The sequence below is a fragment of the Nitrospirota bacterium genome (genome assembly GCA_040757335.1).
Classification (GTDB): Bacteria; Nitrospirota; Nitrospiria; order 2-01-FULL-66-17; family 2-01-FULL-66-17; genus JBFLXB01.
In genome coordinates, this window is sequence record JBFLXB010000027.1 from 38223 (window position 1) to 51323 (window position 13101).

11 protein-coding genes are annotated in these 13101 nt (G+C 64.7%); 6 read left to right on the plus strand and 5 right to left on the minus strand.

Going from position 1 to position 13101, the window contains the following annotated elements:
• The first annotated feature begins 5 nt into the window (after positions 1-5).
• The 3 genes from AB1451_13295 (at position 6) to AB1451_13305 (ending at position 5563) form a co-directional block, all read left to right on the plus strand.
• Positions 6-1484 carry a DNA polymerase Y family protein gene (locus tag AB1451_13295; protein MEW6683873.1) on the plus strand — a complete coding sequence of 493 codons (1479 nt, stop codon included), beginning with the start codon at positions 6-8 and terminating at the stop codon, positions 1482-1484.
• A 6-nt stretch (positions 1485-1490) separates the two neighbouring features.
• Positions 1491-4580, plus strand: a complete 3090-nt coding sequence (locus AB1451_13300; GenBank protein MEW6683874.1) for an error-prone DNA polymerase — start codon at positions 1491-1493, stop codon at positions 4578-4580.
• Positions 4581-4654: 74 nt separating this feature from the next.
• Entirely contained in the window at positions 4655-5563 is a 909-nt protein-coding gene (locus AB1451_13305; GenBank protein MEW6683875.1) for an NAD-dependent epimerase/dehydratase family protein, read from the plus strand.
• 90 nt (positions 5564-5653) lie between these two features.
• Here the strand turns inward: AB1451_13305 and AB1451_13310 are convergent, their stop codons facing one another.
• On the minus strand, positions 5654-6895 hold the full coding sequence (locus tag AB1451_13310; protein ID MEW6683876.1) for an FAD-dependent oxidoreductase: 1242 nt from the start codon (positions 6893-6895) through the stop codon (positions 5654-5656).
• A 96-nt stretch (positions 6896-6991) separates the two neighbouring features.
• Entirely contained in the window at positions 6992-8014 is a 1023-nt protein-coding gene (locus AB1451_13315; protein MEW6683877.1) for a hypothetical protein, read from the minus strand.
• 71 nt (positions 8015-8085) lie between these two features.
• On the opposite strand from AB1451_13315, the gene AB1451_13320 reads away from it, so the two are divergent.
• Both AB1451_13320 and polX read left to right on the plus strand, forming a co-directional pair.
• A complete protein-coding gene (locus tag AB1451_13320) occupies positions 8086-8532 on the plus strand; it encodes a DCC1-like thiol-disulfide oxidoreductase family protein (protein MEW6683878.1) in 447 nt (148 codons plus the stop codon).
• A 44-nt stretch (positions 8533-8576) separates the two neighbouring features.
• Positions 8577-10304 carry a DNA polymerase/3'-5' exonuclease PolX gene (gene polX, locus AB1451_13325; GenBank protein MEW6683879.1) on the plus strand — a complete coding sequence of 576 codons (1728 nt, stop codon included), beginning with the start codon at positions 8577-8579 and terminating at the stop codon, positions 10302-10304.
• Positions 10305-10329: 25 nt separating this feature from the next.
• Here polX and AB1451_13330 read toward each other — a convergent pair whose 3' ends face one another.
• Both AB1451_13330 and AB1451_13335 read right to left on the minus strand, forming a co-directional pair.
• Complete coding sequence (locus AB1451_13330; protein MEW6683880.1) at positions 10330-10695, minus strand: type II toxin-antitoxin system VapC family toxin; 366 nt, start codon at positions 10693-10695, stop codon at positions 10330-10332.
• On the minus strand, positions 10661-10933 hold the full coding sequence (locus tag AB1451_13335; GenBank protein ID MEW6683881.1) for a ribbon-helix-helix protein, CopG family: 273 nt from the start codon (positions 10931-10933) through the stop codon (positions 10661-10663). The genes AB1451_13330 and AB1451_13335 overlap by 35 nt, the downstream gene beginning before the upstream one ends.
• A 107-nt stretch (positions 10934-11040) precedes the next feature.
• On the opposite strand from AB1451_13335, the gene AB1451_13340 reads away from it, so the two are divergent.
• Complete coding sequence (locus AB1451_13340; protein ID MEW6683882.1) at positions 11041-11823, plus strand: hypothetical protein; 783 nt, start codon at positions 11041-11043, stop codon at positions 11821-11823.
• A gap of 306 nt (positions 11824-12129) precedes the next feature.
• On the opposite strand, the gene AB1451_13345 is transcribed toward AB1451_13340, so the two are convergent.
• On the minus strand, positions 12130-13101 hold a 972-nt coding region (locus tag AB1451_13345), incomplete at its 5' end, for a protein kinase (protein MEW6683883.1).

The window sequence follows — 13101 nt, forward strand, 5'->3', positions numbered from 1 at the left end:
ACGCCATGCCCCATCGCTATGCCTGCCTCGTGGTGCCGGCGTTTCCCGTTGCCGCGATTCGTCGCACCCGTCCTGATCTTCGTCACCGTTCGGTCGCGGTTGTTGCCGGCCGCGCGCCCGCGCTGACCGTGGTTGACGCGGACGCGTCGACTCGGCGAGCCGGGGTCGTGCCCGCAATGCCGGCCGCGGAGGCCCAGGCGCGGGTGCCAGGACTCACGGTTGTACCGCGAAGCCCCGCGTGTGAAGCCTCGGCGCAGGCGGCCCTCCTCGACGTGGCGTTGGGCGTCTCGCCGCGGGTGGAACACGTCGGCGCCGGCATCGTGTGTCTCGATCTGGAGGGGCTCTCCAGGCTGCATCCGGACGAGCGCCGCGTGGCCGAGGATCTCGCGGCCCGCGCCGAGGAGGCGGGGCTCGAGGCGTCGGCGGCGATTGCCTCCACGCGGACCGCCGCTCGACTGGCAACGGCCGTGAACTCCCTGATCGTGATTCCGCCCGGTCGCGAGGCGGACGTCTTGTCCGGTCTCCCGCTCGCTCTCCTCCCCGCATCGGATGACCTCATTTCGGTGCTGACCCGGTGGGGCATCCGCACGTTGGGTGAATTGGCGGCGCTTCCCAACGCCGCGTTGACCGAGCGGTTGGGCGTGGAGGGGCGGCGCCTGCAGCGACGCGCTCGGGGCGAAGACCTCGACCCGTTGGTCCCGTATCAGCCTCCTGCGGTCGTGGAAGAAACCATGGACCTCGAATGGCCGATCGACAACCTGGAAGCGCTCGGGTTCGTGTTGAGCGGGATGCTTGATCGGCTGGTCGCGCGGCTCACGGTCCGCGGCTGGTTGCTCGGCGCGGTCCATCTCAGATTGGGGTCGACCGATCGATCGTGTCGGGACATCCCCTTGTCGTTGGCCGCGCCCCTTGCGGACAGCCGGGCCGTGCTCCCGCTGCTGGTGCAGGCCGTGCGCTCCGCTCCCGTATCCGCAGCGATCGAGCGGGTGGTGATCCAGGCCGAGCCGGCGGCCCCGCGCCTGGCGCAGGCCGCCTTGTTTTCGGCCTCGTTGGTCAGCCCCGATCAATTGGCCGCCACGCTGGCGCGCTTGGAGGCGCTGGTCGGGCGCGAACACGTGGGAAGCCCCGTGCTGGTGGACAGTCACCGACCGGACGCATTCGTGATGAAGCCCTTTGAAGGAGTGCAGCCTCATGTTGCGATGTCTCCCTCCCCCCTTGCGACGCCTGCGCTCCGCCGAATCCGGCCGCCCATTGATATCGACGTCGAGACGGCCACGGACGGCTCGCCGCGTGAAATCCTCGGCGGGCCGTGGAAGAGCGTGGTCCGCGTGGCCTCCGGGCCCTGGCGCACCTGCGGCGAGTGGTGGGGCGAAACGTCGTGGCGACGCGAGGAGTGGGACGCGGAGTTGACCAGCGGGCCGGTGATCCGACTGGTGTGGGATCTCGCGCACCGAACATGGTGTGTCGAGGGGATCTACGACTAGGTCGATATGATGTATGTGGAGCTGCACGCCAAGAGCACGTTCAGTTTTTTAGAAAGCAGCGCGCTGCCCGAGACCCTCGCGGACCGCGCCTCCCAATTGGAGTATCCGGCGTTGGCCGTGGTGGATCGGGACGGCGTGTACGGGGCGCCCAGGTTCTACCGGGCGGCCAAGGCCCGCGGGCTCCGTGCGATCGTGGGCGCCGAGGTGGCGCTGGAAGGCGGGGGTCGTCTGCCGCTCTTGGTGGAGAGTCGAGCCGGTTATCAAAACCTCTGCCGCATGATCACGGCTGCGAAGCTTCGCGCGCCCAAGGGCCGGGCCGCGGTCACGCCGGCTGACCTGGAAGCGCACGCCGCCGGGTTGGTGTGCCTGACCGGCGGGGATGAGGGCGCGTTGGCGCAGCGGCATCCCGAGACCTGGCCCAGGCTGCTCGATCAGCTGGTCGGGGTGTTCGGCCGCGGCAATGTGTACGTCGAACTGCAACGCCATCACGATCGAGAGCAGGAAGCCCGCAATCTCGCGCTGGTCGACTTGGCCGCGACCGCGGGGTTGCCGCTCCTGGCGACCAACGGCGTGACGCACGAGGACGCGGAGAGCAAGCCGCTGCTGGACGTGCTCACCGCTATCCGCTACGGCGTCCCGCTCGATTGCGCGGGGCGCTTGCTGGCGGCCAATGACGAGCGAAGGCTGAAATCCCCCCTCGAGATGGCTCGGCTGTTCGCCGATCATCCCGAGGCCGTGGCCAATACCGTGGCGCTGGCTGACCGCCTGCGCTTCACGTTGGAGGACCTGGGGTATCGCTTTCCCGACTATCCGGTTCCGCCCGGCGAAACCATGGATTCGCACCTGCATCAGCTCGCGTGGGCGGGAGCAAAGGACCGCTATCGTCCTCTGCACGAAAAGGCCCGTCGCCAGATCGAGCGCGAGTTGGCCTTGATCACCAAGCTGGAACTGGCCGGGTACTTCTTGATCGTCTGGGACGTGGTGGACTTTTGCCGGAAAGAGAACATTCTGGTCCAGGGCCGCGGGTCGGCCGCCAATAGCGCGGTCTGTTACAGCCTCGGCATCACCGCGGTGGATCCGGTGGGGATGGAGCTGCTGTTCGAACGGTTCTTGTCCGAGGAGCGGGGCGAGTGGCCGGATATCGACTTGGATCTGCCCAGCGGGGAGCAGCGCGAGCGTGTGATCCAGTACCTGTATCGCCGCTACGGCGAGCGCGGCGCAGCCATGACCGCGAACGTCATTACCTACCGCGGCCGCAGTGCGGCGCGTGAAGTGGGCAAGGCGCTCGGGTTTCCACCGGATGCGCTGGACCGGCTTTCCAAGCTGGTGAGCCAATGGGGAGATTTTGAAGCGCCGGTCGAGATGACGCGCCGGTTGTCGCAGGCCGGCGTGGACCCCGCGCATCCCAGGGTCCGACACTTCGTGGCATTGTGGCGCAAGATCCAGGACCTGCCGCGCCACATCGGCCAGCACTCGGGCGGGATGGTGCTCTGCCAGGGCCGGCTGGACGCGGTCGTGCCCTTGGAGCCTGCCACCATGCCCGGCCGGGTCGTCATCCAATGGGACAAGGAAGATTGTGCGGACCTCGGCATCCTGAAAGTCGATTTGTTGGGGTTGGGCATGATGGCCGTGCTGGAAGAAAGCCTCGGATTGATCCGGCGACAAGGCGGCGACGTGGACCTGGCGCACCTGCCGCCGGACGATCCCACGGTCTATGCCGCGCTCCAGAAGGCCGACACGATCGGACTGTTTCAAGTCGAAAGCCGGGCGCAGATGGCGTCGCTGCCGCGGATGAAACCCGAGCGCTTCTACGACCTGGTGGTGCAGGTGGCCATCATCCGGCCCGGGCCGATCGTGGGGCAGATGGCACATCCGTATTTCAATCGCCGCGCCGGACGCGAGCCGGTGACCTATGCCCACCCGTCGTTGGAGCCGATTCTTAAACGCACGTTGGGCGTGCCGCTGTTTCAGGAACAACTGTTGCGGATCGCCATGGTGGCGGCGGGCTTCACCGGCGGGCAGGCCGAAGAACTGCGCCGGGCCATGGGATTCAAACGCTCCGAGATCCGGATGCGGGAACTCGAAACCGCCCTGCGCAGCGGAATGAGCCGCAATGGGATCACCGGGAAGGCGCAGGACGAGATCGTGCGCGCGATCACCGCGTTCGCATTGTATGGATTTCCTGAATCCCACGCCGCGAGCTTTGCCTTGTTGGCTTATGCGAGCGCGTACCTCCGAACGCATCACGCCCCGGCGTTCTACGCCGCGCTGATCAACAACCAGCCCCTGGGGTTCTACCACGTGTCCACGGTGGTCAAAGACGCGCAGCGTCGCGGCGTGCGCATGCTGCCGGTGAACGTCCGATGCTCGGCCTGGCGCTGCACCGTGGAGCATGGCGGGGTGCGGCTCGGGCTCTTGTGCGTCAAAGGCCTGCGGGCGGAGGTCGGTGCTAGGATCGAGACGGAGCGTCAGCGCCGGCCGTTCGCTTCGATCGAGGATTTCGCGCGTCGGACCGGCGCGAGCCCCCCGGAGCTCCGGGTGCTGGCGGAGATCGGCGCGCTCAACGGCCTGGCCCCCGAGCGCCGCGCTGCCTTGTGGGAGGCCGAGCGCGCGGCGCGGTCCACGGGGCCGCTGTTGGAGGGGATCGAGCCCACTGCCGATCCGTCACCGCTGGCTCCCATGACGACCGCCGAACGATTGAGCGCTGATTATGGCGGCACCGGTCTCACGATCGGCCCGCATCCCATGCGTCTCTGCCGGAGGGAACTTGCGACTGATGGCGTCGTGGCGGCCAAGAACCTGGCCGCGATCCCGGACGGCCGCTGGGTCCGGACCGCGGGCATGGTGATCGCTCGCCAACGGCCGGGCACGGCCAAGGGGTTTTTCTTCGTGAGCCTGGAGGACGAGACAGGCATCGCCAATCTCATTTTTACGCCGCGCCTGTTCGAGCGCGACCGCGTGGTGCTGGTCACCGAACCGTTCCTTTGGGTCGAGGGCGTGTTGCAGAACCAGGACGGCGTGGTGGCCATCAAGGCGCGCCGGGTCAAACCGCTGGCAGTGGGCCACGAGGTAGTCCCCTCTCATGACTTTCACTAGCAGGGCTTGTCAGAATTGAAGTCGTCAGATCTGTTCGAGTATGCTGCGCGTACCTTCCCACGAGGAGACTGTCCATGAAGATCTTCGTCACCGGGGGCACCGGGTACGTGGGCAATGCCGTGGTCGCGGCGTTGTGCCGGGCCGGACACGACGTGAGTGCGCTCACGCGCAGTCCGGATAAGACCAAGCTGGTGGAGCGATTCGGGGCCAAGGCGGTCCAGGGCGACATCGCGCACCCGGAGACGCTCGCTGTCGTTATCAAACACACCGACGCGGTCATCCACACTGCGGCCGAAGCCTCGGCGCACGCGGGCGTGGTGGACCGGCGACTCGTCGAGTATCTGTTGGAGGCGGTGGCCCAGTCGGACGGGCTGCGGCGGTTCGTCTACACCAGCGGCGTGTGGGTGTTGGGCGATACCGGGGGCAAGTTCGTGGACGAGTCCGGGTCCACCAAGCGCCCCGCTGAGATCGTGGGGTGGCGGCCCGCGGTGGAAGAACTGATCGACAACGGGATGGCGCGTGGCATCACGGCGTGGACCATTCGTCCCGGCATCGTATACGGCGGCTCCGGGGGGATCACGGCCATGCTGTTCACGTCGGCTGAAAAAGAAGGCGCGGTACGCGTCGTCGGTGAGGGACGCAACCACTGGGCCATGGTGCACCGAGACGATCTGGCCGATCTCTACGTTCGGGTCGTCGAGCAGGCGCCCGCGGGCCACATCTTCAACGCCACCGACGGGTCGCGGCTCACGGTTCGATCGATCGCGGAGGTGTTGAGTCGGGCCGCCGGATGCGGCGGCAAGGTCATCGCTACGCCCCTGGCCGAGGCCCGAAAAGGCATGGGCCCGTTCGCGGACGCGCTCGCACTGGACCAGCAAGTTTCCGGGGTGCTTGCGGAGCGTTTGCTTGGCTGGGAGCCCAAACATCGTTCATTGGTGGGTGAAGCAGAAGCACTCTGGCGTTCTTATAAGGCTGGCGCATAGCGCCCGCAGCCTGTCCATCAACCCGAAATCCCCCCATCCCCCTTTTGCCAAAGGGGGGGCAAGGGGGGATTTGCCGTTCAGAGCAGAGTCCTACGGTGTCGTCAGCAGCGACTTGAGGTCGAACGACGGGTCGGCGAGTTGAGCACGGACGTGGTCGATGCGGATTTCCTGTTTGATCAACTGGCTGATCGTGATGTTTTCTTTGGGCGCGTTGAGGACCGCGGCGCCTTTGATGACGCCGTCGCGCACGAAGAGGCGGGCGTAGGTTCCGCGTTCGGGTGAGCGACGGGCGATGATTTCGGTCCCCGCTGGCGCGGCGGGGTCTCCGGTGAGGCCCACGCTGAGGCCGAACACGGTGATCACGTAGTTGCCGACGAACCGGTACGGCGTGGCGTCTCCCGTCATGTTCAATGCCGCCACCTTTCCCTGCTCCATCGCGTTGGACCAGTTTCCGATCTGGTTGCTCTGGCCGCGAGTCACATCGAAGAACTCGGCTACGTCGCCGGCAGCGAAGATGTACGGATCACTTGTCCGAAGGTACTCGTCGGTCACGATGCCCTTCCGGATGTCCAACCCCGCGTCTTTGATGAACGGGTGCAGCGTGCCGATGCCGATCCCCACGCCCATGATATCGCACGAAAAGGAAGCGCCGGTCGCCATCACGGCCTCGTGGAGGGAACCATTGCCCCGGATCGCTTGAAGCTGCTCGGAATAGCGCACGTCGACGCCGTGGTTCCGAAGGGTGCTCTCGACCATCGAGTTGGCTTCATTGTCGAAAAACTGGGGCCAGAAGCGCGGCTCCATGAGGACGAGCGTGGTCTCTCGCCCCCGTTGTGCGAAGCCTCGCGCCAGTTCCAGGCCGATGAACCCTCCGCCAACGACCACGGCGCGGGTCGCAGCCGAGATGGAAGACACCAGTCGGTCCGCGTCATCGATGGTCCGCAGATAGTGCACCCCGGCCCAGTCCGCGCCCGGGCACGAGAGATGGCGGGCCGCGCCGCCCATCGCCAACAACAGCGTACCGTAGCGCACGGTCGAGCCGTCGCTCAGGCGGACGGATCGGTCGGCCCGAGACAACGACTGCACCGTGCGTTCCCGCACCAGCGAGATGCCCCGCTCGCGATACCAGGGCTCATCCTTCATGAACACGCGTTCGCGGGTGATTTGCCCTGCCACGTAGTCGGGCAGGCGCACCCGGGAGTACAGCGTATGCGCCTCGCTGGTGACGATCATGACGGACCCCGCAGTTCTTTTGCGGATGCTCTCCGCCGCCGTGGTCCCGGCGATTCCGCCGCCGATGATCAGATAGTCAACCGCGTGAGTGTCGGACATGGTCGCTCAGCCCCGTGAAAACATCTCGTGACGTCAGCATCTGCTGGTGAACATCAAGGCGTGAGTATACCGCAGCCCGACCGGATCAGGTCGGTGTCATGCTTGGTGGGAGCCGGTCGACGGAAGAATCAACAGACTCAGCATCCAGCCGACAGCGCCGGCCAGGACGATCGAGCCCGTCCACATGGGGACCGCCCACCATACGCCGGCGGCCCTGGCCAGCGCGGCGAAGTACAAAGCGTAGAACGTCGCCGGAACCAGGCAGGCGAACACGCGAAACGCAGTGGGGCGACTGATCGACGGTTTGAGCGTCCACAATAACGCGTCGGCGATGAGGCCGGAGACGAGACCGAGCCACACAAAGCCGAGATGGTTCTCCAGCCCGCCGACCAGCGCGGCGTTGAGCACGATCACCAACGAGAGGCTGCCAAACGGGAGGTCCCAGCGGCGGACCGCGAGCAAGACCGCACCGGCCATCAACGCGGCCTGGAGCAGGATCGAGGCGATGCCCAGCGCCTGGGGCATAAACGGACCGCTGGGAGGCGGCCCTGCCGACCACAAGTGCACGAGCGGGTGCGCGAACTGCGTGAAAAACGTGAACACGGACCACACGAGCGTCAGGGAGACCAGCATCGGAACGGCCTGGCTGAACGTGAGGGCCCCGCGTCGCTGACGAAGCCATTCCGCGCGGAACGGTCCTGAAATGATGAGTGCCCCGCCGGCGGCCAGGGCCAGGTGGGTGGGGCTCAGGAGGGCGTCGAGGTCGACCTCAACCCCCAAGAGGGTGTGCCAGATGAGGTCCCCGACGCCGCCCAGCGTAAAGATCCCGACGCCAAGGAACGACGGGCCATAGCCGGGCGGGAGGGTGCCGGATCGGAGGCGTCGCCACGTGAGCAGGCCGGCACAGGCCACAAATCCCGAGTACAGCACGCCGTGCCACGGGGTGAAGAACGTGTCGAGGTCGTGCAGATGGCGGTGCGCCCAGCCGTCCAGGTACAGACCGACGACCATCCAGGACGAGCACGAGGTCAGCCACCAGTCGAACCCGCGACTCGGGCGATCCGACGGACCGCTTGCGAACGTGGTCACGGATACCGGGACCTCGATTGTGTCACGCAATGCGATTTTGGGCCTCCATGCGTCCGCGCTGACTGCTGTGCTATGCTGCCGCTGTCCGCCCGGAGGACGACGTGTCCAACACACCACGCGCGATGTCGGAAGTCCAAGTGGGCGTCCCGACCCCGCTTATTCTATACGATGGCGTGTGCCGATTGTGCACAGGTACGGTCCTCTTCGTCATCAAGCGCGATCGCCGCAAGCGCTTTCGCTTCGCGTCCATGCAGTCTCCATTGGGGCAGCGGCTCTTGCGGAGCGTCGGGCTGTCTCCGGACGAGCTGAAAACCTTTGTGTTGGTGGACGAGAGCCGCCATTTCACCAAGTCCGAGGCCGCGCTGCGCGTGGCCGCGGACCTGGGCGGCCTGTGGCGGGCGGTTTCTCTGCTGAGGGTGATTCCCGGACCCATCCGAGACGGGGTGTACGACTGGGTCGCGAGGAACCGGTATCGATGGTTCGGCAGATTGGACCAGTGTCTGGTGCCGGTGCCGGATGTGCTGGATCGGTTCGTTGATGAACGTTGACTCGTTGCGGGCGATCGGGGTATGAATCCGACGAGGGATGTGCCGTGACCAACGCTGACATCGCCCGGATCATGTTGGAGATCTCCATGTTCCTGGACATGGAGGGCGACAGGTTTCGACCGCGGGCGTACGAGAAGATTGCGCACGCGATCGAATCGCTCGACGAGCCGCTGGCCGACGTCTACCACCGCGGCGGGCTCAAGGCGGTTGCGGAGATTCCCGGCGTCGGAAAGAGCACCGCCGAGAAAATTGCGACCCTCATCGACACCGGCAGCCTCCCGTACTACGAAGAGCTCCGCGCAAAAACTCCGGTCGACGTCACAGCGCTGTCCGGGATAGAAGGGCTGGGCCCGAAGATGATCAAAGCGTTGTACGACCAACTGGGCGTGAGGACGATCGACGATCTCGAAGCCGCGGCCAAAGCCGGAAAGGTCAGGCACCTCCCTCATTTCGGGGAGAAGAGCGAGCAGAAGATCCTCAGGGGCATCGCGTTCCTCAAACAGAGCGGAGGTCGGGTGCCGTTGGGCGAGGCGCTGCCCCTGATGAGCGAGCTGGCTGAGCGACTTCGCGCGGTGCCCGGCGTCGAGCGGCTGGAGGTCGCCGGGTCGATCCGGCGACGCAAGGAGACCATCGGGGACGGCGATCTGCTGGTGGTGTCCAGCGAGCCCCAGCGAGTGATGGACGCGTTGGCCGGCCTGCCGGAGGTCGCGGACGTGATCGCGCACGGCCCGACCAAAACCAGCGTGAAGCTGCGTTCGGGCATGGACGTGGACATGCGCGTGGTGCCGGCGGAGAGCTTTGGGGCTGCGCTGCTGTACTTCACGGGCAGTAAGGCGCACAACATCGTGTTGCGGAAAATGGCGCTCGCGAAGGACCTCAAACTGTCGGAGTACGGCGTGTTCCACGGCGAGCGGTCGATCGCGGGGCGCACCGAGGAAGAGGTCTACGCCGCGCTGGGGGTGCCGTACATTCCCCCGGAGCTGCGCGAGGACACCGGAGAAATCGACGCGGCCTTGGCCGGCACCTTGCCGGAGGTGATCGGCTACGATGACTTGCGCGGCGATGTGCAGACCCAGACGAACTGGACCGACGGCGCGAATTCGATCGAAGACATGGCGCGCGAAGCCAAACGGCACGGCCTGGAATACATCGCCATCACCGACCACACCAAGAGCCTCGCCATGACCAAGGGCTCGGACGAGAAGAAACTGCGAAAGCAGATGGCTGCCATCGACGAGTCGAACACCAAGGGGCTCGGCATCAAGATCCTCAAAGGCGCGGAGGTCAACATCAACAAGGACGGCACGCTCGACATCGACGACGAGACACTGGCGATGCTCGACGTGGTGGGCGTGGCCGTGCACGCGCACTTCAATCTCTCCAGGGAGGAGCAGACCCGCCGCGTGATCCGCGCCATGGAAAACCCCAACGCCGACATCCTGTTCCATCCCACCGGCCGCCTCATCGGCAAGCGCGAGGCCTACGACCTCGACATCGACGAGGTCATCAAGACCGCCAAGCGCACCGGCACGGTGCTGGAGATCGACGCGTTCCCGGATCGAATGGACCTCAAGGACGAACACGCGCGCAAAGCCGTGGAAGCCGGCGTGAAACTCGTCATTGACTCCGACGCTCACCACACCAGCCACTTTGGCGTGTTGCACTACGGCATTGCGGTGGCGAGACGGGGATGGGTCAAGAAATCAGACGTGCTCAACACGCGGTCGGTCGGGGAGTTCCTGAAAGGCCTGAAGGGCCGCGGCAGGGCGTAGGGCGAGCATGCCCGTTCCTCCGCGGTTAGGCTTGATAGGGAATACGAATGCTCGGGTGGTCGGGAGGGAAGTCCCGGGTGTTGCGAGTGACAAGCAGGGCATCGTGGCTTCGAGCCGTCGCCCAGATGATCGCGTCGGGAAGCCGAAGGCGGTCGGTGCGTCGGATGTGCACGGCTTGATCCGCCACGGCCTGCGTGATGGGTAGGATTTCGAACCGACCGAGAAAACTTCGGAGGAGGCGGTCCTCGTCGTCGCTCTGAGCGCCGACCAAGACCTCCATCCAGGTGATCACACTGATCGCTGGCGCCCGATAACGCTGCAGTTCGGCCCGTGCGGCCTCGACGCCGCGGAGATAGTCAACGAGGACGTTTGTATCGATGACGGCGTTCACTGACGACCCATTCCGCCCTCAGAGTGTCCTGGTATTCCAGACTATCGACATCGCGCGAGCGCCAGATGCCGAAGGCTTCTTCGCTGGGTGGCGCCTTCCGGCTCGTATACGCCTCAACCGCTCGCCGAATTGCCTCGGCGCGCGAGATCTTCTCTCGCAGGCAGATCTCCGAAAGCGCTTTCAGCGCCTTCTCAGACAGTTCAATGATCGTCCGCATGGCGTCATCATATATCGTCATCAGATGTTAAGTCAAGCCAGGAGACTCAAAAGGTCAAGACGGAGCCCGTCTGCATCGGCGCCAATACGCAGCGTGGACCCGCGCGCGGACACCACGAAAGGGGATCTATGAAGGCACATCATCGGCTCGGCGGTTCGTTGCTCATTGGTCTGCTCCCGTTTATCGGTGTGGCAGACGCGGAGGCCCGCGGCTTCAAGGTCTACGGGTACGCGACCCCTTCGCAGGGCGACGTTGAACTCGTCTACTGGTTCGACCACGTGCTGCAGTCCAGCGCGTCGTACGAGTTCGCGGGTCGCCCGCCGACGACTGTGGACAAGGAGGGCCTGTCCCGCCACTCCGTTGAGTTGGAATACGGCGTGACCGACCGCTGGACCATCGCAGCGTACGCGGACTTCGAAGACGCGCCGAACGAGAGTTTCGAGTACGTGCAGTTCCGCACCGTGGTGTCGCGTTACCGGCTTTTCGAAGCCGGCGAGCGGCTTTGGGACACCGCCTTGTACTTCGAGTACTACATGCCCAATACCGCGTACGACCAACCGGAGAAACTGGAAACGCGCCTGATCTTCGAAAAGACCTTCGCGCCGGTAAACGTGCGAATCAACCCGATTTTCGAGAAGACCTTCAGCACCGCCGACGTGGAGGAGGGCGTGGAGTTCGAATACGCCGCGGGGGTGTACACGCCAATGGGCCCGGTCCGCCTCGGCCTGGAATTCTACGGCTCGCTGGGCCAGTTCAGCGACTGGAAGCCGTGGGATGCGCAAACCCACTACCTATTTCCAGCCGCGAAATTCCCCCTCGGCCCCACCGACGTGGATTTCGGCGTCGGCGTGGGCCTCACCCAGGCCAGCGACGATCTGCTGGTGAAGACGATCGTCGCGTACGAGTTCTAATCCAAGCAGAGACAGGAAACGGGAAGCGTGGCATCAGTCGGATAGAGCACTTGCTTCACACTCGGCAGAACGCACCCTCCTCCACAGCACTCCAACTCAGGAAGCCCAACTCCGGCAAAGGGTTTTCCCTTTCCGGCAATTTTGGCCTGAGTAGGCCTGAATAGGCTGGAAAGCGGTGGGCGTGAGCACATTCCGAGCACAATTCGTTAGAATTCGCCTCCAAGACCCCTATACGCTGGAGACCGAACTTCGTTTCAGCCGCGGCGGCTCATTCTCTCGCTAGCCGCCGTCGGCTGCAAACGCTTGTTACCCCGCACCTGGTGCTGTCGCGTTAGGAAGACCGGGTGGGGACTGCAAGTCTCTCCAAAGTTCCTCTGCGCTGCCCGCCCGGAACGCGGCGTGTCGGCGGAGGGCCTTTTCTAGCGCGAAGTTCAGAGGAGGCGACAATTGCAGCGCCATCTCACGAGGACGGCCAGCGAGAATCTCCTCTCGGGTGAATCGGAGTTCCTTGCTGTGCGCAAGCTGTAGAAACAACAGGCCGAGGTGATAGATGTCGATTCGGTGGTCGAGCGGACCGTACTCCTCGGGATCGAGAGCCTCTGGTGGGCGCATCCACTCGGCCAGAGTATTCGCCGCGTCCAGTTCTCCAAACACCTTGCTGACACCCAAGTCGCCGAGCTTAAAGTTAATTGCCCCAGGATTCGCGGCACTCATTTCGTCTCGCGCAAACGCCGCGAAGACGTTGTTGAGGTGAATGTCCTGATGGGCATACTGGTTCACATGGAGATACTGGACTGCCTGTAAGAGACAACGGGCTATTGGCATGATCCAGACTGAGCCATCGAATTTGTCTAGGGTAAAGAGCTGAGTGAGTGGACAATAGCAGCGCTCCGTAACTATGTAAAAGGTGTCACGGTACTCAAAGGCATCGTACACATAGGTGATGTGGGGGTGCCGCAGCAGCAAGAGGCGTTGGACCTCGGCCATCGTGGCCGCTTGGACTTCTTCGTACGAGCGCACCGGCTTCATCACCTTGACCGCAAGGTCATTGCGCCATCTATCCGTGCACCCGAAGACGAGCCCGAAGGAACCCTCACCGATGCTCTCGCCCATGGTGTAGGTCGTTCCCGTCGCGAGGCTCGTTATTACTTCGCCTGGACTCGGAGGAATGACGCTCTTTACAGGGGGCGGAACGGGAGGGAGTTGGTCGTTACTCACGTGCTTTACCTTTGTGCAGCCGAACGTTTGACATGAGCGACGGCCAACAGCGGGCTTCGC

What these genes read in the sequence shown, in the direction of transcription:
- AB1451_13295 (MEW6683873.1), top strand. Translation starts at nt 6, where the DNA reads ATGCCCCATCGCTATGCCTGCCTCGTGGTGCCGGCGTTTCCCGTTGCC.
- AB1451_13300 (MEW6683874.1), top strand. Translation starts at nt 1,491, where the DNA reads ATGATGTATGTGGAGCTGCACGCCAAGAGCACGTTCAGTTTTTTAGAA.
- AB1451_13305 (MEW6683875.1), top strand. Translation starts at nt 4,655, where the DNA reads ATGAAGATCTTCGTCACCGGGGGCACCGGGTACGTGGGCAATGCCGTG.
- AB1451_13310 (MEW6683876.1), bottom strand. Translation starts at nt 6,895, where the DNA reads ATGTCCGACACTCACGCGGTTGACTATCTGATCATCGGCGGCGGAATC.
- AB1451_13335 (MEW6683881.1), bottom strand. Translation starts at nt 10,933, where the DNA reads ATGACGATATATGATGACGCCATGCGGACGATCATTGAACTGTCTGAG.
- AB1451_13340 (MEW6683882.1), top strand. Translation starts at nt 11,041, where the DNA reads ATGAAGGCACATCATCGGCTCGGCGGTTCGTTGCTCATTGGTCTGCTC.